The sequence below is a fragment of the Streptomyces cavernae genome, from assembly GCF_004023625.1.
GTDB classification, from domain to species: Bacteria; Actinomycetota; Actinomycetes; order Streptomycetales; family Streptomycetaceae; genus Streptomyces; species Streptomyces cavernae.
The window spans coordinates 138,631-158,865 of sequence record NZ_RPDJ01000027.1 but is presented as its reverse complement, the minus strand read 5'-3'; the positions used below and the strand labels follow the sequence as shown (position 1 = coordinate 158,865).

Here is a 20,235-nt window from a genome sequence, read left to right as displayed (position 1 = left end):
CGCCCCCGAAACCTGGACCCCGGCCTCGAACTCCCGCAGCGCGGGAGCACGGACCGCCCCGATGGTGGCAGCGGCCGTCCCCAACCCTACCGGCCCAGGTATACGGGCATCAGTGCTCAGGTGACTCAACAGGTGCCGAAGTGACCAGTTCTGTCAGTACGCCGTGGCAGTCCTTGGGGTGCAGGAAGGTGATCCGGGAGCCCATCGAGCCACGTCGTGGCTCGTCGTACAGGACGCGTACGCCCTTGTCCCTGATGTCCGCGGCTTCCGTGTCCACATCCGCCGTACCGAAAGCGATGTGATGCACGCCCTCGCCGTTCTTGGCCAGCCATTTGGCGACCGTGGAGTCCTCGCGGGTGGGTTCCAGCAGTTGGAGGTAGGAGGCGCCGCCGTCGGACGTCTCGTTGATCTTGAGCATGGCCTCCCGGACGCCCTGCTCCTCGTTGACCTCGGTGTGGAACACCTCGAAGCCGTAGGTCGCGCGATAGAACTCCACGGTCTTGTCGAGGTCGAAGCAGGCGATCCCGATGTGGTCGATTCGCGTCAGCATGGAATCAGTGCAGCGCTCCTCGGATGGTTACGCAACGTGCGCGCGATCACACTCGCTGCCGGATGACGGGGTGCCGTACTGCTCAGTACATTCGAAGTAAACCCTCGTTCACTTCTCATCCAAGGGGCAGTGCCTCATGTCAGGAACGACCGGTATCACCTCAGTGATCGTCGCGGGCGCGCGTACGCCCATGGGACGGCTGCTGGGCTCCCTGAAGTCCTTCTCCGGAGCCGACCTCGGCGGCTTCGCGATCAAGGCCGCCCTCGACCGTGCGGGGATCGGTGGCGACCAGGTGCAGTACGTGATCATGGGCCAGGTTCTGCAGGCCGGGGCGGGGCAGATTCCGGCGCGCCAGGCCGCCGTCAAGGCCGGTATCCCGATGGGCGTCCCGGCCCTCACCGTCAACAAGGTCTGTCTCTCCGGGCTCGACGCCATCGCCCTCGCCGACCAGTTGATCCGCGCGGGTGAATTCGACGTGATCGTCGCGGGCGGCCAGGAGTCGATGACCAACGCTCCGCACCTGCTGCCGAAGTCCCGTGAGGGCTACAAGTACGGCGCGGTCCAGATGCTCGACGCGATGGCGTACGACGGCCTGACCGACGCCTTCGAGGGCGTCGCCATGGGTGAGTCCACGGAGAAGCACAACACGCGCCTCGCGATCGGCCGCGAGGAGCAGGACGAGATCGCCGCCCTCTCCCACCAGCGGGCCGCCGCCGCGCAGAAGAACGGGATCTTCGAGGCCGAGATCACCCCGGTGGAGATCCCGCAGCGCAAGGGCGAACCGGTTGTTTTCAGCCAGGACGAGGGGATCCGCGGCGAGACCACGGCGGAGTCCCTCGGCAAGCTGCGCCCGGCCTTCACCAAGGACGGCACGATCACCGCCGGCTCCTCCTCGCAGATCTCGGACGGTGCGGCGGCCGTGGTCGTGATGAGCAAGGCCAAGGCGGAGGAACTGGGCCTCGAGTGGATCGCGGAGATCGGGGCGCACGGGAACGTGGCCGGGCCCGACAACTCCCTGCAGTCGCAACCCTCCAACGCCATCCAGCACGCCCTGAAGAAGGACGGGCTGTCGGTGGAGGACCTCGACCTGATCGAGATCAACGAGGCGTTCGCCGCGGTGGCCGTTCAGTCAATGAAGGACCTCGGTGTTTCCGCCGAAAAGGTGAACGTCAATGGTGGCGCGATCGCTCTCGGCCACCCGATCGGGATGTCCGGCGCCCGGCTCGTGCTGCACCTCGCCCTGGAGCTGAAGCGGCGGGGCGGTGGCGTGGGCGCCGCCGCGCTGTGCGGTGGCGGTGGGCAGGGTGACGCGCTGATCGTCCGGGTACCCAAGGGCTGACGGGGCGGGCAGGAGCAAGGCCCCCGGCCGAAGCCGTATGTCGTTTTGTGAGTGATTCGGAACGGAGCTGTGATGCAGGACGTCTCCTCGCTGGTGGCCCAGGCCAGGGAAGGGCGGCCGCGGGCCGTCGCCCGGCTGATCTCGCTGGTCGAGGGGGCGTCCCCGCAGCTCCGTGAGGTCATGGCGGCGCTGGCCCCGCTCACGGGCGGGGCGTACGTGGTCGGCCTTACGGGATCGCCCGGCGTCGGCAAGTCCACGTCGACGTCCGCGCTGGTGACCGCGTACCGCAAGCAGGGCAAGCGGGTCGGCGTGCTCGCCGTCGACCCGTCCTCGCCGTTCTCCGGGGGCGCGCTGCTCGGTGACCGGGTACGGATGTCGGAGCACGCGTCGGACCCGGGCGTCTACATCCGCTCCATGGCCACCCGCGGGCATCTGGGCGGGCTGGCGTGGGCCGCTCCGCAGGCGATCCGGGTGCTGGACGCGGCGGGGTGCGACGTCGTCCTGGTCGAGACGGTCGGGGTCGGCCAGTCGGAGGTCGAGATCGCCTCGCAGGCGGACACGTCCGTGGTGCTGCTGGCGCCCGGGATGGGCGACGGTATCCAGGCGGCGAAGGCCGGAATCCTGGAGATCGGCGATGTGTACGTGGTCAACAAGGCCGACCGGGACGGCGCGGACGCGACCGCGCGCGAGCTGAACCACATGCTCGGCCTCGGTGAGTCCCGTGGACCGGGGGACTGGCGCCCGCCGATCGTGAAGACGGTCGCGGCGCGCGGGGAGGGCGTCGACGAGGTCGTGGAGGCCCTGGAGAAGCACCGCGCGTGGATGGAGGAGCGCGGGGTGCTGGCCGAGCGGAGACTGGCGCGGGCGTCCCTGGAGGTCGAGACGATCGCGGTGACGGCGCTCCGGGAGCGGATCGGGGATCTGCACGGGGACCGGCGGCTCGGCGCGCTGGCGGAGCGGATCGTATCGGGGGAGCTGGATCCCTATCGGGCCGCGGACGAGCTGGTGGCGGGGCTTACCGAGGGGTGAGCCCGAGGGCGCCGACTCGCTCTCGCCGAGGCACTGCACGGCGGCCTCCGGTCCGGTGCCGTGGCCGGAAAGGTTCACCGGCTCACGACGCCCGGCACGGCTCCCCAACGCTCGGCTTCGCTCGCGGGGAGGGGCCCCACCGCCGCGTTGTCGCAGCACCCGAGTGCATCCGGTACGCCAGTACGCGGGTGATCCTCCGCCGTGCGATGCACCGCTCCCACACACAAGCTCTCGGGGCGCGTCACTTCACGGCTCACGGGGCGGCCTCCGCTTCCCGCGGCCCCGGGGCGGCGTCGCGTACGCGAGCGACGCCCGGCCGGGGGGCCTGCCGGGCGTCGCTCGTCCCGCCGGTTGGTCAGTCGTCGTCCGACGCGTCCGCGTCGTCCGAGCGGTCGTTGTCCTGGTCGTCGCCCGAGCGGTCGTCGCCGGAGCGGCCGTCCTCCGAGCGGTCGGCGGTGACCTTGCCCGTCTTCGGGTCGACGGTCCAGTCCTTCTCCTTGCCCTGGGCGGCGGCCGTCTCCGCCTCCCACGTGCCGTCCTCGTCGTCGAGGCCGACCGATGTCACCGTGCCGTTGGCGGCGGCGGCCCGGGCGGCGTCCTTGGCGGAGACCGAAGCCCCCTTCAGGGCGTTCCGTACCTGGGCGGTGTCGTCCTCCTGCTCGGTGTGCGCGCCCAGGATGCGGCCGGTGGCCGGCTCGACCTGGATGCTCTTCCAGGTGTTGTCCCGGGTCAGCATGTCCACGTCCCAGATGACCTTGCCGGCTTCGTCGTCGAGGTCGGCGGAGACGACGGTGCCGCGGGGGGTGTGGTTCAGGGCGGCGGCGATCGCCGCCTCGGCGGTGATGCGGTCCTTGCTCTGCCCGGTGGCCCGCTCAGCGGCGTCACTCCGGTCGTCCTGGTCCCGGACGGCGTCGTCCCGGTCGTCGTCCTGGTCGTCGTCCCGGTCGGCGCCGACCCGGCCGGCGTCGTCACCCAGCCGCACGCTCGACCGCTGCGCCGTCGCGTCGTCGCCCGAGACGGCCAGGGCCGTCGCCGTACCTCCGCCGACCAGGGCCGCGGCGGCGACGGTGGCGATGACGAGCTTGCGCTTCATGGGATTCCTCCTGAGTACGTCGGTCACGTCCGTACGTCGGTTGCGGACAGGACCAACACTCGCTCGGCGACCCTGAAGCCAGGCTGAAGCAAGCTGAAGATCACTTCAGGTTCGGTCTGAAAAGCTTGTGCCCATGCGCCTGTTGATCGTGGAGGACGAAAAGCGGCTCGCCCTGTCCCTCGCCAAGGGCCTGGCGGCCGAGGGCTACGCCGTGGACGTCGTGCACGACGGCCGCGAGGGTCTGCACCGTGCCTCCGAGGGCGGTTACGACCTCGTCGTCCTCGACATCATGCTGCCCGGGCTGAACGGTTACCGCGTCTGCGCCGCCCTGCGCGCGGCAGGCCACGACGTGCCGATCCTGATGCTCACCGCCAAGGACGGCGAGTACGACGAGGCCGAGGGTCTCGACACGGGCGCCGACGACTACCTCACCAAGCCGTTCTCGTACGTGGTCCTGGTCGCCCGGGTGAAGGCGCTGCTGCGCCGCCGCGGTCCGTCCGGAGGGTCGCCGGTACTCAACGTGGGCGACCTGCGCCTGGACACCGCCGCCCGCCGCGTCCACGTCGACGGGACGGAAGTCGCCCTGACCGCGAAGGAGTTCGCCGTACTGGAACACCTGGCGGTGCGGTCCGGGGAGCTCGTCTCCAAGGCCGACATCCTCGAACACGTCTGGGACTTCGCGTACGACGGCGACCCCAACATCGTCGAGGTGTACATCAGCGCACTGCGCCGCAAGCTGGGCGCCGGCTTCATCCGGACCGTGCGCGGCGCCGGTTACCGGCTGGAGGCGAGATGAGACGGCCTTTCGGCTCGGTACGGGCCCGGGCGACGCTCGGCGCGACCCTGGTCGTCGCGGTCGCCCTGGTCGCCGCGGGTGCCGCCCTGCTGCTCGCGCTGCGCGTCAGCCTCACGGACCAGGCCGACGCCGAGGCCGGTGCGGAGGCCCGCAACGTCGCGTCGCAACTGGCCGCCCCCCGCGTCTCGTTCGACGCGCTCGACCTGCCCGACGCCGAGGACCATCCGGTGCAGGTCGTCGACGAGAAGGGGCGGCTGCTCGCGGTGAGCGAGGGCCTGCAGGCCATCAGCGGCACGGGAGTCACGGCCCTGCGACCGCAGCCGGCCCAGCCCCGGCCGACGGCCACGCCGGGACGGGGCCCCGGTACGGACGCCGACCAGGACGCGGACGACGCCGACGACGGCGACCACGACGTGGACAGCGACGACAGTGCCGACGACACGGATGCCTCGGACGCACCCGACGCGGGCGAGATCTCCGACACCGCCCGGCCCACGCAGGGGACCGCGACCGCCGACGGGGAGACCAAGGAGTACCGGTTCGCCGCGGTCAAGGTGACCACGGCCCGGTACGGCACGCTGACGGTCCACGCGGGCTCGCCACTCGACGCCGAACAGGGCGCCGTCGGGACGGCGCGGACGTCCATGCTGATCGGGCTGCCGGTGCTGTTGCTGACGGTGGCCGGGGTGACCTGGCTGGTGACCCGGCGGGCGCTCAGGCCGGTCGAGGGGATCCGCGGCGAGATGGCCGCCATCACCGCCTCCCAGGACCTCGCCCGGCGGGTGCCCGAGCCGGACACCCATGACGAGGTGGCCCGCCTCGCCCGTACCACGAACGAGACCCTCGCCGCGCTCCAGGCCGCCGTGGAACGCCAGCGGCGCTTCGTCGCCGACGCCTCGCACGAACTGCGCAGCCCCATCGCGTCGCTGCGCACCCAGTTGGAGGTGGGCGCGGCGCACCGTGAGCTGCTGGATCTGGAGGGTGCGGTCGCCGACACCGTACGACTGCAGGCACTGGCCGCCGATCTGCTGCTGCTGGCGCGGCTGGACGCGGGGGAGCGGCCGGGTGGGACACGGCTCGACCTGGCCGCGCTGGTGGGCGAGGAGGCGGCGCAGCGCACGGGTGACCGGCTTGAGGTGACGGTCGACGTGAAGGACGGCGCCGGCCCCGTGGAAGTGGCCGGATCACGTGGTCAGCTGGCCCGGATCCTGGCCAATCTGCTGGACAACGCGCAGCGGCACGCCCGGACGGGCGTCGGGGTGACGGTGCGGCGCGACGGACCGTGGGTCGTGCTGGAGGTCGCCGACGACGGGGAAGGCGTACCCGCCCCGGAACGCGAGCGGATCTTCGAGCGGTTCGTGCGTCTCGACGACGCCCGCAGCCGCGACGACGGCGGAGCGGGCCTGGGCCTCGCCATCGCCCGGGACGTCGCCGTACGACACGGTGGAACGCTCGTCGTACGGGACGCCCCGGCCGGCGGAGCCCTCTTCGAACTCAGGCTGCCGCCGGCTGGTGGCTAGTGCTGTGGCCGGAAAGGTTCACCGGCTCGCGAGTCACAGCACTAGTGCCGCGGCAGGCAACGTTTGCCCGTCAAGGAGCGGCGTCCGGGGCGTCCTCTGGGGGGACCCCCTGCTCGAAGAGCTTGGGGGAGCGTGCCGGGCGTCGCGACGGGGCGAACGTTGCCTGTCGGGGCACTAGCTAGGGCCTGCCCCGCTGTGTGCGCAGGTGTTCGGCGATCGGTGACAGCGACTTGTGCAGTTCCTCCATGGCCTCCGGGGACAGCAGGTCCATGAAGTGGCGCCGCACCGACGCCACGTGGTGCGGTGCGACCCGCCGCATGGTCTCCCGGCCGTGCTCCGTCAGCACGGCGTACAGACCCCGGCGGTCCGACTCGCAGTTCTCCCGGCGGACCAGGTCCGCGTTCTCCATGCGGGTGATCTGGTGCGAGAGCCGGCTCTTGGACTGGAGGGTGGCGGAGGCGAGGTCGCTCATCCGCATCCGCACGCCCTCGGCCTCCGAGAGGTTCACCAGGATCTCGTAGTCGTTCATCGTCAGGCCGAACGGCTGCAGATCCTTTTCCAGCTGGTAGGTCAACAGCCTGTTGACCTCCAGGTGGGTGCGCCAGGCGCACTGCTCCGCATCGGTCAGCCAGCGCGTGGCCGTCTCGGTCTCCATGAATTAATTCTACCTAAGAGGTTGAAAGGCGGACTAGGTGAACTGGCGGTCCTGCCGGTGACTGCGCGCACGCGTTCGACGTCACCCTCCGCAGACTACCGTTCACAGCCCGAAGCGGCGCTGGAGGTCCCCGAGCTGTCCGGGAAGGCGTGGTACGCCGGGCTGTTGCCCGTGCGAGCCGGGTACCCCCTGGCCGCCGGGCACTCCCGGTTCGTGCGGAACCACCCCCGTGGCCTGCTCCGCCATCAGCGTCTCGGACGACTGCAGCAGCACCGTGCCGGCCCCGACGAACTCGAACTGGTGCTCCTCGCCGGAGGCCCCGCCGATGCCCGTCAGCGCACGTAGACCGCCCATGACGCCGGTCATATAGGCGTGGTCGTAGTGGTGGCACGGCGAGGGGCAGTCCGCCCAGCCCACCAGGGCCTGCGGGTCGACCCGGATGGGCGGTTCCATGAACACCACCGGGCCGTTCGACGCGGCCACGAACTTGCCCGTGCCGATCAGCGTCAGAAAGCCCGGGACGATCGACTGCTTGAGTGCGAGACTTGGCTGAAAAGCGAGCAGATTGCCGGAGCGAATGGTCAGGTTGCCCTCGTCCAGGTCATACGAATTCACGTCGAAGGCCCGGTCGGCGAGGAGCATCTTGCCCGAGCCGGAGGCCACCACCCAGTCGCTAGCGTGCAGAGGCGAATGGAAACTCGTCCGCACCAACCGGTCCAGCCGCCCCTGCCCGATGCCGTTGAACTCCATCGAGCCGTAGTAGGCGATCATCTTGCCCTTCTGCAGGAACCACTCGCTCCCCTTGAGCTCCACACAGAAGGTGTAATTGTTGACGTTGTCGTCGGACGGCAGGGTCATGGGGTCGTGGACCACCGGGCCCGGGGCCCCGTAAGCGCTCAAAGCTTCTCCTCCGATGCCTGGACGTACACCGCACCACTGCCGCTCAGCTCCAGCTGGAACGCCTCGCCCGAGCCGCGCCCGACCATGTCCCGCCAGCCCAGCGCCGTGGACAGCTTGTTGCGTACGTCACCGTGGTGCGCCACGTACGCCTGCGGGTCGACGTGCACCGGGCGCTGCGGGGTGATCGGCACCTCGATGACCCCGCCGTGCGCCATCACGGCGACCGAGCCGTGCCCCTGGAGTGTGGTGGTGAACAGCCCCTGCCCGGAGACCTGCCCCCGGACCATGCCCATGACCCCGCCCTGGGCGCCCATGAACATCGTGCCCTGCTGGAGCGTGCCGTCGAAGGCCAGCAGCCGGTCCGCCTCCACGTAGAGGGTGTCCCCGGTGAGGCCGATCACCTGGATGTGGTGGCCGCCGTGACCGAAGAGCACGGTGCCGCTGCCCTCCACGGTCATCAACGGGGTGGCCTCGTTCGCGACCCGGCGACCGATCATGGACATCAGCCCGCCCTGGCCGCCCTGGATGTTCGGGGTGAAGGAGACGTCACCCTTGTAGGCGAGCATCGCTCCGCGCTGGCTGAACAGCCGCTGCCCGGGCATGACCGTCGCCTCGATCATCTTCGAGTTGATCTCACGGAACGGCATCAGACATCCCCCGCGATCGTGTTGCGCTCGCTGGGCTGCACATAGACGAGTCCGTCGCCCTCGAAGCGGATCTGGAACGCCTCGCCGCCGCCCTCGCCCATGAACGTCCGGAACGTCACACCGGACTGGAAGGACTGCCGCACATTGCCCTGGTGGGCGATGTACGCCCCCGGGTCGACGGTCAGCGGGTACTGCGCGCTCACCCGGAGCACCACGGCCGGACCGTCGGACATGATCGCCGCCTGGCCGTGCCCCTCGATCGTCGTCGTGAACAGCCCGTTTCCCTGCGATGCGCCGCGCAGCCCCGTGAAGGACGTGCCCGTGCGCAGTCCGGAGTCCGTCGCGAGGAGGTTGCTGGACTCCACATACAGCTTGTCGCCCTGGAGGGCCACGAGGTTGATCTCGCTCGCCCGGTCGGCGAACCAGCAGGTCCCGTGTCCCTTCACCTCCATCAGCGTCATCTGCTCACCGGTGAGCCGGCGCGTGACCATGCCGCGCAGGCCCTCCCCGCCACCGCTGAGTTTCTTGAAGTCCATCTGTCCGTCGTACGCGACCATCGAGCCGTTCTTCGCCTTCACGGCGTCGCCGGCCATGTCTACGGCCAGCACTTTGCTGCCCTGGAGTCGGAAGGTTGCCACGCGGTGACGTTAGCGGTCGGAAGCCGTCCTAGAACAGATACTCCGGGATGATCCGGACCCCGAGATCGGCGAGGGCCCGACCCTGAGGCGGCCCGGGGCGAGCGTGATGCCACAATGGGAGAGCGCTTGTGCGCGCATTCACAAGGCGCCTGAGGGTGCCCTGCGTGCGTCCGGCGCACAGAACGGCAACCACAGCCCCTCCCACCGAAGGTGACCCGTGGACATCAAGACCGCCTCCGCCCTCCGCCGCCTCCGCCTGGTCTCCACCCCCGAGGCCGTGTCCTTCCTGCTCCTGCTCGTCTGCTCGGTGCTGAAGCGGACCACGGACTTCAACGCGGTGCCCGTGATGGGCGCGGTCCACGGCTTCCTGTTCATCCTGTACGTGATCTTCTGGGCGGACGCCTGGAACCGGGCGAAGTGGTCGCTGAAGACCGCGGCGCTCTACTTCGTCCTCTCCGTCCTGCCGGCCGGCGGCTTCTTCGCCGACCGCAAGCTGCGGCGCGAGTCCGAGGACGCGGTGATCGCCTCCCGCGCCCGTAAGGAAGGGGTCGTGAGCGCATGATCGTCGCCTTTTCCGTGACCCCGCTCGGGGTCGGTGAGGACGTCGGGGAGTACGTCGCCGCTGCCGTACGTGTCGTCCGTGAGTCCGGGCTGCCGAACCGCACGGACGCGATGTTCACCTCGGTCGAGGGGGAGTGGGACGAGGTGATGGACGTGGTCAAGCGCGCGGTCGCCGCCGTGGAGGAGCGCGCTCCCCGGGTCTCCCTCGTCCTCAAGGCAGACATCCGGCCCGGGGTGACGGACGGGCTCACGTCCAAGGTGGAGACGGTGGAGCGGCACCTTTCGTCGTGAGGCTCGCGGGTGCCGGTGGGGGTGCGCGCCTCGGGGTTTCGCCCCCGCTGCCCCTACCCTTCCCGTCCCGTCCCGTCCCGTCCCATCCCGTCCTTCAGGGGCTGTCGCCCCTTCCACCCCGCCAGCGCGCCTGCCCCTTGCCCCTCGGGTGGCGTCTGCGGGATGTGTGTGGCTGGTCGCGCAGTTCCCCGCGCCCCTGACGGGGCGCGCAACCCGCCACGACCCGCCAGGATTTCCCGTCGGCGCGGTCCCTCTACCCCCGCACTACCCCCGCACTGCCCCCGCACTACCCCCGCACCGCCCGCCGCAGGCGATGCCGAACCGCCCGCTGAGCCACCGGCCCCAGGTCCTCCAGGGCCGCGAGGAGCGCGCCCAGCTGTTCCAGGGCGTCCAGCGCGGCCGTGGCGCCCGCCGGGTCCACGCCCTCGTACAACTCGATGCCCACGAACGACGCGGCCACCGCTCGGGCCAGTCCGGCGGGATCGGTGAGGTCCGCGAACGGTGTGGGCCCGAGGACCCGGCGCAGGACCGTTTCTATCTCGGCGATCCAGAGGTCCAGGCCCGCCGCCGTGGCGGGGGCCAGGGCCGGGTGCGTCTGGGCGCCGGCCAGCAACTGGCCCAGCACGGCCACGTGTCCCGCCGCCCGCTCCTCCTGGTGCATCTCCCGCCCGAAGTCGAGCAGCTCGGTGAGGCTCCCGATCGCCGCCAGCCGGTCCCGGTAGCGGGCGACACGCTGTTCGGCCCCGTGCCGGCAGGCCGCCGCGAGGAGTTCGTCGACCGAGCCGAAGTGGTAGAAGACCAGCGCCTGGTTGACCCCGGCCGACGCCGCCACCGTGCGTGCCGACGTCTTGGCGATCCCGTGCTCGGTGAGCGTCCGCAGCGCCCCTTCCAGCAGTTTGACCTTGGTCTCCTGCGCCTTCGCGGTGTCCGGGCTCATGCGCGTGCCTCTTCGCGGACCGGGCGCAGACCGGCTCGCACGCCGCGCTCCCGCGCGTCCTCGTACGAGGCCGTGAACGACCCCTCGTACCCGAAGAGCGGCCCGAAGCGCCGGTTCACCACCCGCACCCGTACCCGGAAGCAGCCGTGCGCGTCGTCGAAGGACTCCCGCACCTCCGCCTCACCGCCCACCAGCTCCGGCACCCGGACGTCCACGGGCCCCTCCCGGAACCGGTGTTCACCGGAACGGATGAGCAACGAGCCGTCGGGTTCCGCCCGGAAGTGAAGATCGCTGGCGAGGTGCTGGTGGGTGCCCAGGTAGTCGAGGACGCGGTCGCCCCGCGGATCGAGCACCATCTGGGCATCGAACCGGTACGAGCGGCCGGGGAAGTCGAAGGTGCGCACGAAGCTCACCGTCTCACGGCCGTACGAGTCCTCGTACGGCACGTTCTCGATGGTGAAGGGGATGTCACGGCCGGCACGTGGGAGAAGGATGTGGCGTGTCGCGCCGAGCGCCAGGAACGGCCTCACGAAACCACGGCCGTGCCACACACGGTCCATCACACCGCGGCCGGTGCACGCCTCCCCGCTCGCCAGGCCGACGGAGAACCTGCGCCGCAGCTCGGGGTGCAGACGCCCGAAGTCCCGCCCCATGGCCGTCCGGAAGATCGATGTCATGACTGCTCCAAGGTGCGGAGAACGCGCGGGGCCCGTGCGCGGGACGGGGTCGTGCGCCGGCAGCGGCGCGCGGCGGGTGTGCCGGACCGCGGCGGGGCCAGCAGGGCCACCAGCACCGTGAGCACCGTGAGCACCGGCATCCAGTAGGAGAGGAACGAGGCCGACGGGCCCGCGGCGGGGAGGTGCCCCACCCAGACCACACCGGAGCAGGCCACGGCGATCACCGCGCCCCGCATCAGCAGCTCCACGAGCCAGTTGAGCCGCGCGCGCTCCGGAGTGATCCCGTGTTCCAGCCAGATCCGCAGCCGGTCGAAGGACCAGGCCGTGGCCCAGCCCATCAGCGGACGGAAGAGCAGCCGGTCGGCGACCACGCCGCAGCGGCCCCAGCGCGGGCGGTAGTCGTACCCGGTGAGGAAGCGGACCCCGTCGCCGTCCGGCACGTAGCGCCAGTAGCCGCTGCCCTCGGCGAGCAGCGACAGGGGGTGCGGGGATGTGAAGCGCAGGGCCGAGGTGCGGGTGCCGTCCGGTCTCTCCCGCTCGCCCGCCGAGACCCCCGTACCGGCGACCGTCAGGAACGGCAGCACGCGGGTGGCGTACCTGAACTTCCGCGGTTCGCCCTCCGCGCCCGCGGGTTCGCCCTCCGCGCGCGGGAGGTGGTCGATCTCGGTGAACCGCACGTCCCAGCGCTGGTGCTGGGCCGGCTCCTGGGTGCGGGCCCACAGCTCCTCCAGGCCGGTGCCCCTGATCCGGGTCTCCACATACACGCTCGTCGGACTCCTCGACTTCACCGTGACCTCCCGTTTTGAGCGACTGCTCAAATCGCTGGGAAGGAAGTTACCCGGTTTTGAGCGATCGCTCAATCCCTGCCCGGGGAGGGTGGGGCAGGGCAGCAGGACGGACGCGTCGGTCGCGACTCGGGCGATGTCAGCCGGGACTTAGGGCGTCGCCGCCCGACGCGAGCGCGATGCCCAGCGGTGTCCGCTCGTACAGGACCTGGTGCCCGTACCGGCGGCGGGTGAGCAGCCCCGCGTCGTGGAGGGCCGCCAGGTGGTGGGAGACCGATGACTGGGCCAGGGAGAGGCGGTGGGACAGTGCCGTCGTCGACGCCGGCTCGTCCAGGGCCGTGAGGACGGCGGCGCGGCCGCGCCCGAGGAGCCGTACGAGCGCCTCCGGCGTACGGTCCCCCGGCCCGCTCCACAGTCCGCCGATGCCCCGCGCCGGATACACCAGCGTCGGCTGCCACGGGGGCTCGAACCCGCTCACCACGTCCGGCCAGGAGAAGACGCACCCCCTCGACCGGAACGCCCCGGCCGCCCGGCTACACCGCCCTCTTCCGAGTCCCCGAGTTCCGCCACGTCTTCGCGGCCCACGCCCTCTCCCTCCTCGGCGTCGTCGTCAGCGAGATCGCCCTCGCGGTGCTCGTCTACGACCTGACCGGTTCGCCGCTGCTGAGCGCGCTCGCGTTCGCGCTGGGTTTCCTGCCTTACCTGATCGGCGGGACCCTGCTCGCGGGCGTGGCCGACCGCTTTCCGGCGCGGCGGGTCCTCGTGGTCTGTGACCTGCTGTGCGCCCTGTGCGTGGCACCGATGGCGCTGCCCGGCGTGCCCGTCGCCGCACTGCTCGCCCTGCGGTGCGCGGTCGCGGTGGTCTCGCCCGTGTTCCAGGGCACGCGCACGGCGACCCTCGCGGACGTCCTCGGCGAGGGGGACCTGTTCGTGCTCGGCCGGTCCCTCCTGCGGATCGTCTCGCAGAGCGCGCTCCTCGTCGGCTACGCCTGCGGCGGGGTGCTGCTCACCGTGGTGTCGCCGCGCCACGCGCTGCTCGTCACCGTGGGAACCTTCCTGGCCTCGGCGGCGCTGCTGCGGTTCGGCACCCGCCGCCGGCCCGCCCGGGCCGGCGCGGGCGGCACCCTCGTCGCGGACTCGCTGCGGGGCGCCCGGCAGGTGCTGGGCGACCGCAGGACGCGGGTGCTGCTCCTGCTGTTCTGGGTGCCGCCCATGTTCTCCGTCGTCCCCGAGGCCCTCGCCGCCCCCTACGCCGACGAACTCGGCACCGGGCCGGCCGGGCTCGGCCTGCTGATGTGCGCGCTGCCCGTCGGGGCCATCGCGGGTGAACTGTGCGCGGGCTCCCTGCTGCGGCCCGCGACCCGCGGCCGCGTCGCCCTCCCGCTCGTCTGTCTGACCCTGCTGCCGTACCTCGGTTACGCCCTGCGCCCCGGCCTCGGCTGGACGCTGCTCCTGCTGGCGCTCTCCGGGGCCGGGGCCGCCTACACACTGGGGCTCGACCAGTGGTTCGTGCGGGCCGTTCCCGAGGAACTGCGCGGACGGGCGATGACGCTCAACACGGCCGGACTGATGACCTTCCAGGGGGTGGGCATGGCCCTCGCGGGGGTCGTGGCGGAGTTCGCCGGGGTCACCGAGACCGTGGTGGGCGCGGGAGCCGTCGGCACGGTGTGCTGCGTCCTGCTCGCGCTGCGTGCGCGGCGCACGCAGCGCGAGGCCCTGCGCCTGCTGTCCGAAGCCATGCGCCCGCTGTCCGAAAAGGCTCGCGTGATCGAACAGCGAGACGGGGCTGACCACCATGTGACCGGCCGGTAAGGTCGAGGCGTGCCGAAGCCGCTCAGTCTTGCCTTCGATCCCATCGCCCGCGCCGACGAACTGTGGAAGCAGCGCTGGGGGTCCGTGCCGTCCATGGTCGCCATCACCTCGATCATGCGCGCGCAACAGATCCTCCTGGCGGAGGTCGACGCGGTCGTCAAGCCGTACGGCCTGACCTTCGCGCGTTACGAGGCGCTGGTGCTGCTCACCTTCTCCAAGGCAGGCGAGCTGCCCATGTCGAAGATCGGCGAGCGTTTGATGGTCCACCCGACGTCGGTGACCAACACCGTGGACCGCCTGGTCAAGTCGGGTCTGGTCGCCAAGCGTCCCAACCCCAACGACGGACGCGGCACGCTCGCCACCATCACCGAGAAGGGCCGCGAGGTGGTGGACGCCGCCACCCGTGACCTGATGGCGATGGACTTCGGGCTCGGTGTGTACGACGCGGAGGAATGCGCGGAGATCTTCGCGATGCTGCGGCCGCTGCGGATCGCGGCGCGGGACTTCGTGGAGGAGTAGGCGGGCGGAGCGGTAGGCCGTCCGGGGTCGCCCGAAGGGAGCGGGAATCCGGCGGTTACGCTCGGACCCATGAAAAAGAGCGTGCTGACCCGCTACCGCGTGATGGCCTACGTCACCGGCGTGCTCCTGGTCCTCCTCACCCTCGGCGTCATCGCCAAGTACATCCTCGACATCAACGGTGCCGCCGACTTCACCCGGATCGTGGGCATCGCGCACGGCTGGCTGTACGTGCTCTACCTGGTCTTCGCGTTCGACCTCGGCTCCAAGGCGAAGTGGCCGGTCGGCAAGCAGCTGTGGGTGCTCCTGGCCGGGACCATCCCGACCGCCGCCTTCATCGTGGAGCGCAGGATCAGCCGGGAGCTCGAGGCCAAGGTGGCCGACGACGCTCCCGCCGTGGCCAAGGCCTGACACCGGCGCGGCAGCACCCCCGGACGGGAAACACCACCGCCGCACGCGAACGTGCGGCGGTCTCGCGTCGACATTTACTTGGACGTCCTAGTAAATTCGATGGTATGGACGCTGACGCCATCCAGGAGGGCCGCCGTCGCTGGCAGGCCCGCTACGACGCTTCGCGCAAGCGCGACGCGGACTTCACCACGCTCTCCGGCGACGCCGTGGAGCCGGTGTACGGTCCGCGGGCCGGGGACACCTACGAGGGCTTCGAGCGCATCGGCTGGCCGGGGGAGTACCCCTTCACCAGAGGGCTGTACGCCACCGGCTACCGGGGACGGACGTGGACCATCCGGCAGTTCGCCGGCTTCGGCAACGCAGAGCAGACCAACGAGCGCTACAAGATGATCCTGGCCGCCGGCGGCGGAGGCCTGAGCGTCGCCTTCGACATGCCGACGCTCATGGGCCGTGACTCCGACGACCCGCGCTCGCTCGGCGAGGTGGGGCACTGCGGGGTGGCGATCGACTCGGCGGCGGACATGGAGGTCCTGTTCAAGGACATCCCGCTGGGTGACGTCACGACGTCCATGACCATCAGCGGACCGGCCGTTCCGGTCTTCTGCATGTACCTGGTGGCGGCCGAACGGTCGGGCGTGGACCCCTCCGTCCTCAACGGCACGCTGCAGACGGACATCTTCAAGGAGTACATCGCGCAGAAGGAGTGGCTCTTCCAGCCCGAGCCCCATCTGCGCCTGATCGGCGACCTGATGGAGCACTGCGCGGCCGGCATCCCCGCCTACAAGCCGCTGTCGGTCTCCGGCTACCACATCCGGGAGGCCGGGGCGACGGCCGCGCAGGAGCTCGCCTACACGCTGGCGGACGGGTTCGGGTACGTGGAACTGGGCCTGTCCCGGGGCCTGGACGTGGACGTCTTCGCCCCCGGTCTGTCGTTCTTCTTCGACGCGCACGTCGATTTCTTCGAGGAGATCGCCAAGTTCCGCGCGGCCCGCCGCATCTGGGCGCGCTGGATGCGGGACGTGTACGGCGCGACGTCGGAGAAGGCCCAGTGGCTGCGCTTCCACACCCAGACGGCAGGGGTCTCGCTGACCGCGCAGCAGCCGTACAACAACGTGGTACGCACGGCGGTGGAGGCGCTCGCGGCGGTGCTCGGCGGCACCAACTCCCTGCACACCAACGCCCTGGACGAGACGCTGGCACTGCCCTCCGAGCAGGCCGCGGAGATCGCGCTGCGCACGCAGCAGGTCCTCATGGAGGAGACCGGCGTCGCCAATGTGGCGGACCCGCTGGGCGGTTCCTGGTACGTGGAGCAGCTCACGGACCGCATCGAGGCCGACGCGGAGAAGATCTTCGACCGGATCAAGGAGCGGGGCCTCAGGGCGCACCCCGACGGGCAGCACCCGATCGGCCCGATCACGTCCGGGATCCTGCGGGGCATCGAGGACGGCTGGTTCACCGGGGAGATCGCCGAGTCGGCGTTCCAGTACCAGCGGGCCCTGGAGAAGGGTGACAAGAAGGTGGTGGGCGTCAACGTCCACACCGGCTCCGTCACCGGGGATCTGGAGATCCTCCGGGTGAGTCATGAGGTGGAGCGGGAGCAGGTGCGGGTGCTGGCGGCCCGCAAGGCCGCGCGGGACGACGCCCGGGTCCGCGCTTCCCTGGACGCCATGCTGACGGCCGCCCGGTCCGGGGCCAACATGATCGAGCCCATGCTGGACGCGGTGCGCGCGGAGGCGACGCTGGGGGAGATCTGCGACGTCCTCCGGGAGGAGTGGGGGGTGTACACGGAGCCGCCGGGGTTCTGAGGCGGCCGTGGGGTTCGCCGAACCGGTTCTCTCCGCCCTCTCGCGCTCTCCGCCCGCTCTGCCCTCTCCGCCCTGTCCTCTCGGCCCTCTTGTCCCTCCGCCCCTACCCGTCCCGGATCCGGGGCCTCCGCCCCGGATCCGGGAAACCCCTCAGACAGTGCTCCCCAGCCCGGACAGCAGCACCCGCGCAAGGCGGCGAGCCCACTCCGTGTCCACCGCCTCCCCGCTCACCAGCGTGCGATGGACCACCGCCCCCGCCACCACGTCGAAGATCAGGTCCGCGGTGCGGGACGCCGAGGAGGGGTCCGACTCCTGGGGGAGTTCGCCGCGGGCCTGGGCGCGGGAGCGGCCCTCCAGGACCAGGCGCTTCTGGCGGTCCACGATCGAGACGCGGATGCGCTCACGCAGCGCGTCGTCGCGCGTGGACTCGGCCACCACGGCCATCAGCCCGCTCCTCGCCTCCGGGCGCGCCAGGATCGTCGCGAACTGGAGCACCACGCCCTCGATGTCGTCGGCGAGGCTGCCGCTGTCGGGCAGCCGAAGCTCGTCGAAGAGGACCGCCACCGCGTCCACGACGAGTTCGTTCTTGCCCGCCCAGCGCCGGTAGAGCGTCGTCTTGGCGACTCCGGCGCGGGTCGCCACGTCCCCCAACGTCAACTTGGACCAGCCCAGTTCGACCAGTGCCGCACGGGTCGCCGCAAGGATCGCGGCGTCCGCGGCGGCACTGCGCGGCCGTCCGGTGCGGGCGGCGGGCGTGCGGCTCTGCATGCCGGTGACCCTATCCGGCCATGGCTCGTGTTCGCCCCTGCGGAACGCCCGCCGAGGCCGGTGAGGAAGATCACCGAGGCCCTGTTCCCCGTACCGTCGGGAGCCAGTTACGCTACGGGTCGTATCGAAAGCGGGGCCGGGCGACTCCCGCTTTCACAGCGCTTTTCACAGGTGCGCGAGGAAGGGGGAGGATGTACTCATGCAGCCACGGAACATGTCCATGAGCGGAGTCGTCGACCTCGCCGCGGTGAAGGCGGCCCAGGAGGCCAAGGCAAAGGCGGAGCAGGCGCGCGCCGAAGCGGCACGGCAGGGCGGAGGCGGGGCCGTGTCCCCGTCGAGCCTGGTCATCGATGTCGACGAGGCGGGTTTTGAACGAGAGGTCCTGCAGCGGTCCACCGAGGTCCCGGTGGTCATCGACTTCTGGGCCGAGTGGTGCCAGCCCTGCAAGCAGCTGAGCCCGATTCTGGAGCGGCTCGCCGTCGAGTACAACGGCAAGTTCGTCCTCGCCAAGATCGACGTCGACGCCAACCAGATGCTGATGCAGCAGTTCGGCGTCCAGGGGATCCCGGCCGTGTTCGCCGTCGTCGCCGGGCAGGCGCTGCCCCTCTTCCAGGGTGCCGCCCCGGAGGCGCAGATCCGCGCCACCCTGGACCAGTTGGTGCAGGTCGCCGAGCAGCGCTTCGGTCTGACGGGCCTGACGGTCGACCCGGACGCCGAACCGGGTGCGGGCGAGGCCCCTGCGCCCCAGGTTCCCGCCGGTCCTTACGACGCGCTCCTCGAGGCGGCCGTCGAGGCCCTGGACGCGGGCGACTTGGGCGGTGCCATCCAGGCCTACAAGAACGTGCTGACCGACGACCCGGGCAACACCGAGGCCCAACTCGGCCTCGCACAGGCCGAGTTGCTGCGCCGGGTGCAGGACATGGACCCGCAGCAGGTGCGCAAGGAGGCCGCCGAGAAGCCGGGCGACGCGCAGGCGCAGATCGCGGCGGCCGACCTGGATCTGGTCGGAGGACATGTCGAGGACGCCTTCGGCCGCCTTGTCGACACGGTGCGGCGCACCACCGGGGATGACCGGGATGCCGTACGGGTAAGGCTGCTTGAGCTGTTCGACGTGGTCGGCGCCGACGACCTGAGGGTGACGCAGGCACGCAGAGCTCTGGCGCGGGCGCTGTTCTGACACTTCGTCGGGTCCGCGGCCTGACCTGTCGCTAAACACCAGGGCCTGTGGTGCCCGAGTGAAAGATTTGGCGACAGAGCGACACCGTGGCCGCGCTTTACCAAATCTTGGTAATCGCGGCTGCGGTTACTGCGGGTAAGTCGGGGGCGCTGTTCTGTCGGTTTCTGTCCGCTCATTTCCCGTTCTGTCAACCCGGTGAGTAACACCGAGCGTTGCCGGTCGATGCCGAGGGGTCGTTGCGCGGTTATCCGGCCGTTACCCGCGAGTAACGATCCCCCTTGTGCGGGCGGCGAGAATGCACCACGATCGGCCACGCTCGGTCCATTCCCCCACCCCGACAGCCAATCGGGGTCAACGGGTTTTCTGGGTCCCCACCGAGCAGGGCCGGCGGCAGTGGCGCCGGCCCTGGACAGGGGGGTCTCCACCGGTCCGGTGGAGCCTGTCCGGAGGTTGTGCGTGAAGTGTTCAGGCGCGACCAGTGGTTGTCGCTCGGGGGTGATCGCCGGTGATTCGGGCGCGGTTGGCGCCTGACGAGTACGGGCGCTCTCCTTCCCGAGGACGTAGCACTTCTCCCATCCCTGCCCGGCTGAGCCGCAGCGACGACCAGTCGGGGGCAGGCGATGTACGTCCGAGAAGGAGGAAATATGGAGTCCCAGGTGCGTGGCGGGACCAGATGGAAGCGGTTCGCTGTGGTCATGGTGCCCAGCGTCGCCGCCACGGCTGCGATAGGTGTCGCCCTCGCGCAGGGCGCTCTGGCCGCGTCGTTCAGCGTTTCCGGTCAGTCTTTCAAGGTGACTGCCGACAGGCTCGACGGTACGGGCTTCGCACAGTACGGCGCGCTTGACCAGGGTTACACCCTCAAGGGCGAGAAGGCGGTTCACCCCGTCGCGGTCTCCGCGTTCGAGACCGCGAAGATCACGAACATGTGCCAGTCCGTCGTCACGCCGGGCATCCCGGTGCTCGGCAACGTCAGCCTGATGCTGACCGCCGGCACCGGCGGCACTCCGGTCGAGGCCAAGAACCTCTACATCGACGTCGAGGATCTCAGCGCCAACGCCACGTTCGAGAACATCGACATCGGCGTCGCCGCCAAGGACCTGAAGGGTCCGGGCATGAAGGGCGGCGGCGAGCAGTCCAACCCGTTCGGGTTCGGCCAGCAGGCCGAGGTGGCCACGCTGACCGACGTGAAGCAGACGGCGTGGGCCACCACCGCCGGAACCTTCAAGCTCAGCAATCTGAAGATGAAGCTGTCGACCGGCGTCAAGGAGTGCTACTAAGCACATCCGTGCCGGGTGGGCCGACCGCTGTCGGTCCGCCCGGCACCCCCT

General features: G+C 70.6%; 21 protein-coding genes and 2 pseudogenes. 12 read left to right on the top strand and 11 right to left on the bottom strand.

The genetic code is table 11. From position 1 onward, the window contains the following. Nucleotides 1–109: 109 nt before the first annotated feature. Nucleotides 110–550, bottom strand: coding sequence for a methylmalonyl-CoA epimerase (mce, locus tag EF387_RS32290; protein ID WP_128380196.1), 441 nt, complete (start codon nucleotides 548–550; stop codon nucleotides 110–112). 136 nt (nucleotides 551–686) lie between these two features. Here mce and EF387_RS32285 point away from each other — a divergent pair, with 136 nt between their 5' ends. Both EF387_RS32285 and meaB read left to right on the top strand, forming a co-directional pair. Next, nucleotides 687–1,889, top strand: a complete 1,203-nt coding sequence (locus EF387_RS32285; protein ID WP_128380195.1) for an acetyl-CoA C-acetyltransferase — start codon at nucleotides 687–689, stop codon at nucleotides 1,887–1,889. 72 nt (nucleotides 1,890–1,961) lie between these two features. Beyond that, nucleotides 1,962–2,918 (top strand): methylmalonyl Co-A mutase-associated GTPase MeaB, encoded by a 957-nt coding sequence (meaB, locus tag EF387_RS32280; RefSeq protein WP_128380194.1) that lies wholly within the window; start codon nucleotides 1,962–1,964, stop codon nucleotides 2,916–2,918. Between the two features lie 355 nt (nucleotides 2,919–3,273). On the opposite strand, the gene EF387_RS32275 is transcribed toward meaB, so the two are convergent. After that, complete coding sequence (locus EF387_RS32275) at nucleotides 3,274–4,011, bottom strand: PepSY domain-containing protein (RefSeq protein WP_128380193.1); 738 nt, start codon at nucleotides 4,009–4,011, stop codon at nucleotides 3,274–3,276. A gap of 133 nt (nucleotides 4,012–4,144) precedes the next feature. Between EF387_RS32275 and EF387_RS32270 the strand changes: the two genes are divergently transcribed. After that, the gene (locus EF387_RS32270) at nucleotides 4,145–4,807 is read left to right on the top strand and encodes a response regulator transcription factor (RefSeq protein WP_128380192.1); all 663 of its coding nucleotides are present in this window, start codon (nucleotides 4,145–4,147) and stop codon (nucleotides 4,805–4,807) included. Beyond that, complete coding sequence (locus tag EF387_RS32265; RefSeq protein WP_128380191.1) at nucleotides 4,804–6,327, top strand: sensor histidine kinase; 1,524 nt, start codon at nucleotides 4,804–4,806, stop codon at nucleotides 6,325–6,327. Before EF387_RS32270 ends, EF387_RS32265 begins: the two co-directional genes overlap by 4 nt. A gap of 178 nt (nucleotides 6,328–6,505) precedes the next feature. On the opposite strand, the gene EF387_RS32255 is transcribed toward EF387_RS32265, so the two are convergent. From EF387_RS32255 to EF387_RS32240, 4 genes are all read right to left on the bottom strand, one after another. Next, complete coding sequence (locus tag EF387_RS32255; RefSeq protein WP_128380189.1) at nucleotides 6,506–6,982, bottom strand: MarR family winged helix-turn-helix transcriptional regulator; 477 nt, start codon at nucleotides 6,980–6,982, stop codon at nucleotides 6,506–6,508. A 102-nt stretch (nucleotides 6,983–7,084) separates the two neighbouring features. Next, the gene (locus EF387_RS32250; protein WP_128380188.1) at nucleotides 7,085–7,882 is read right to left on the bottom strand and encodes an AIM24 family protein; all 798 of its coding nucleotides are present in this window, start codon (nucleotides 7,880–7,882) and stop codon (nucleotides 7,085–7,087) included. Next, entirely contained in the window at nucleotides 7,879–8,529 is a 651-nt protein-coding gene (locus tag EF387_RS32245) for an AIM24 family protein (RefSeq protein ID WP_128380187.1), read from the bottom strand. The genes EF387_RS32250 and EF387_RS32245 overlap by 4 nt, the downstream gene beginning before the upstream one ends. Then, the gene (locus tag EF387_RS32240; RefSeq protein WP_128380186.1) at nucleotides 8,529–9,167 is read right to left on the bottom strand and encodes an AIM24 family protein; all 639 of its coding nucleotides are present in this window, start codon (nucleotides 9,165–9,167) and stop codon (nucleotides 8,529–8,531) included. Before EF387_RS32240 ends, EF387_RS32245 begins: the two co-directional genes overlap by 1 nt. A 217-nt stretch (nucleotides 9,168–9,384) precedes the next feature. On the opposite strand from EF387_RS32240, the gene EF387_RS32235 reads away from it, so the two are divergent. Next, a complete protein-coding gene (locus EF387_RS32235) occupies nucleotides 9,385–9,729 on the top strand; it encodes a DUF3817 domain-containing protein (protein WP_128380185.1) in 345 nt (114 codons plus the stop codon). Continuing rightward, nucleotides 9,726–10,019, top strand: a complete 294-nt coding sequence (locus tag EF387_RS32230; protein WP_128380184.1) for an MTH1187 family thiamine-binding protein — start codon at nucleotides 9,726–9,728, stop codon at nucleotides 10,017–10,019. Before EF387_RS32235 ends, EF387_RS32230 begins: the two co-directional genes overlap by 4 nt. Before the next feature lie 286 nt (nucleotides 10,020–10,305). Here EF387_RS32230 and EF387_RS32225 read toward each other — a convergent pair whose 3' ends face one another. From EF387_RS32225 to EF387_RS32210, 4 genes and pseudogenes are all read right to left on the bottom strand, one after another. Continuing rightward, complete coding sequence (locus EF387_RS32225) at nucleotides 10,306–10,956, bottom strand: TetR/AcrR family transcriptional regulator (RefSeq protein WP_128380183.1); 651 nt, start codon at nucleotides 10,954–10,956, stop codon at nucleotides 10,306–10,308. Further along, on the bottom strand, nucleotides 10,953–11,633 hold the full coding sequence (locus EF387_RS32220; protein WP_128380182.1) for a DUF4166 domain-containing protein: 681 nt from the start codon (nucleotides 11,631–11,633) through the stop codon (nucleotides 10,953–10,955). Before EF387_RS32220 ends, EF387_RS32225 begins: the two co-directional genes overlap by 4 nt. Next, entirely contained in the window at nucleotides 11,630–12,397 is a 768-nt protein-coding gene (locus EF387_RS32215; RefSeq protein WP_128380249.1) for a hypothetical protein, read from the bottom strand. Before EF387_RS32215 ends, EF387_RS32220 begins: the two co-directional genes overlap by 4 nt. 160 nt (nucleotides 12,398–12,557) lie before the next feature. Then, nucleotides 12,558–12,917: pseudogene (locus tag EF387_RS32210) on the bottom strand (ArsR/SmtB family transcription factor); the annotation flags it as partial. Between EF387_RS32210 and EF387_RS32205 the strand changes: the two are divergent. From EF387_RS32205 to EF387_RS32190, 4 genes and pseudogenes are all read left to right on the top strand, one after another. Then, a pseudogene (locus EF387_RS32205) lies at nucleotides 12,815–14,230 on the top strand (MFS transporter); the annotation flags it as partial. The pseudogenes EF387_RS32210 and EF387_RS32205 overlap by 103 nt on opposite strands. A gap of 9 nt (nucleotides 14,231–14,239) precedes the next feature. Next, nucleotides 14,240–14,749: a MarR family winged helix-turn-helix transcriptional regulator gene (locus EF387_RS32200; RefSeq protein WP_128380181.1), complete on the top strand. Its 510-nt coding sequence runs from the start codon at nucleotides 14,240–14,242 to the stop codon at nucleotides 14,747–14,749. Nucleotides 14,750–14,818: 69 nt separating this feature from the next. After that, a complete protein-coding gene (locus EF387_RS32195; RefSeq protein ID WP_128380180.1) occupies nucleotides 14,819–15,157 on the top strand; it encodes a DUF3817 domain-containing protein in 339 nt (112 codons plus the stop codon). Nucleotides 15,158–15,261: 104 nt separating this feature from the next. Then, the gene (locus tag EF387_RS32190; RefSeq protein ID WP_128380179.1) at nucleotides 15,262–16,962 is read left to right on the top strand and encodes a coenzyme B12-dependent isobutyryl-CoA mutase large subunit; all 1,701 of its coding nucleotides are present in this window, start codon (nucleotides 15,262–15,264) and stop codon (nucleotides 16,960–16,962) included. Nucleotides 16,963–17,112: 150 nt separating this feature from the next. Here EF387_RS32190 and EF387_RS32185 read toward each other — a convergent pair whose 3' ends face one another. Next, nucleotides 17,113–17,730 (bottom strand): TetR/AcrR family transcriptional regulator, encoded by a 618-nt coding sequence (locus tag EF387_RS32185; protein WP_128380178.1) that lies wholly within the window; start codon nucleotides 17,728–17,730, stop codon nucleotides 17,113–17,115. A 199-nt stretch (nucleotides 17,731–17,929) separates the two neighbouring features. On the opposite strand from EF387_RS32185, the gene EF387_RS32180 reads away from it, so the two are divergent. Both EF387_RS32180 and EF387_RS32170 read left to right on the top strand, forming a co-directional pair. Further along, nucleotides 17,930–18,907 carry a tetratricopeptide repeat protein gene (locus EF387_RS32180; RefSeq protein ID WP_128380177.1) on the top strand — a complete coding sequence of 326 codons (978 nt, stop codon included), beginning with the start codon at nucleotides 17,930–17,932 and terminating at the stop codon, nucleotides 18,905–18,907. 644 nt (nucleotides 18,908–19,551) lie between these two features. Next, nucleotides 19,552–20,184, top strand: a complete 633-nt coding sequence (locus EF387_RS32170) for a DUF6230 family protein (protein ID WP_128380176.1) — start codon at nucleotides 19,552–19,554, stop codon at nucleotides 20,182–20,184. Nucleotides 20,185–20,235: the final 51 nt, after the last annotated feature.

Coding starts and splice junctions, on each gene's coding strand:
- mce (WP_128380196.1), bottom strand. CDS start 550: ATGCTGACGCGAATCGACCACATCGGGATCGCCTGCTTCGACCTCGAC.
- EF387_RS32285 (WP_128380195.1), top strand. CDS start 687: ATGTCAGGAACGACCGGTATCACCTCAGTGATCGTCGCGGGCGCGCGT.
- meaB (WP_128380194.1), top strand. CDS start 1,962: ATGCAGGACGTCTCCTCGCTGGTGGCCCAGGCCAGGGAAGGGCGGCCG.
- EF387_RS32275 (WP_128380193.1), bottom strand. CDS start 4,011: ATGAAGCGCAAGCTCGTCATCGCCACCGTCGCCGCCGCGGCCCTGGTC.
- EF387_RS32270 (WP_128380192.1), top strand. CDS start 4,145: ATGCGCCTGTTGATCGTGGAGGACGAAAAGCGGCTCGCCCTGTCCCTC.
- EF387_RS32265 (WP_128380191.1), top strand. CDS start 4,804: ATGAGACGGCCTTTCGGCTCGGTACGGGCCCGGGCGACGCTCGGCGCG.
- EF387_RS32255 (WP_128380189.1), bottom strand. CDS start 6,982: ATGGAGACCGAGACGGCCACGCGCTGGCTGACCGATGCGGAGCAGTGC.
- EF387_RS32245 (WP_128380187.1), bottom strand. CDS start 8,529: ATGCCGTTCCGTGAGATCAACTCGAAGATGATCGAGGCGACGGTCATG.
- EF387_RS32230 (WP_128380184.1), top strand. CDS start 9,726: ATGATCGTCGCCTTTTCCGTGACCCCGCTCGGGGTCGGTGAGGACGTC.
- EF387_RS32225 (WP_128380183.1), bottom strand. CDS start 10,956: ATGAGCCCGGACACCGCGAAGGCGCAGGAGACCAAGGTCAAACTGCTG.
- EF387_RS32220 (WP_128380182.1), bottom strand. CDS start 11,633: ATGACATCGATCTTCCGGACGGCCATGGGGCGGGACTTCGGGCGTCTG.
- EF387_RS32195 (WP_128380180.1), top strand. CDS start 14,819: ATGAAAAAGAGCGTGCTGACCCGCTACCGCGTGATGGCCTACGTCACC.
- EF387_RS32190 (WP_128380179.1), top strand. CDS start 15,262: ATGGACGCTGACGCCATCCAGGAGGGCCGCCGTCGCTGGCAGGCCCGC.
- EF387_RS32185 (WP_128380178.1), bottom strand. CDS start 17,730: ATGCAGAGCCGCACGCCCGCCGCCCGCACCGGACGGCCGCGCAGTGCC.
- EF387_RS32180 (WP_128380177.1), top strand. CDS start 17,930: ATGCAGCCACGGAACATGTCCATGAGCGGAGTCGTCGACCTCGCCGCG.
- EF387_RS32170 (WP_128380176.1), top strand. CDS start 19,552: ATGGAGTCCCAGGTGCGTGGCGGGACCAGATGGAAGCGGTTCGCTGTG.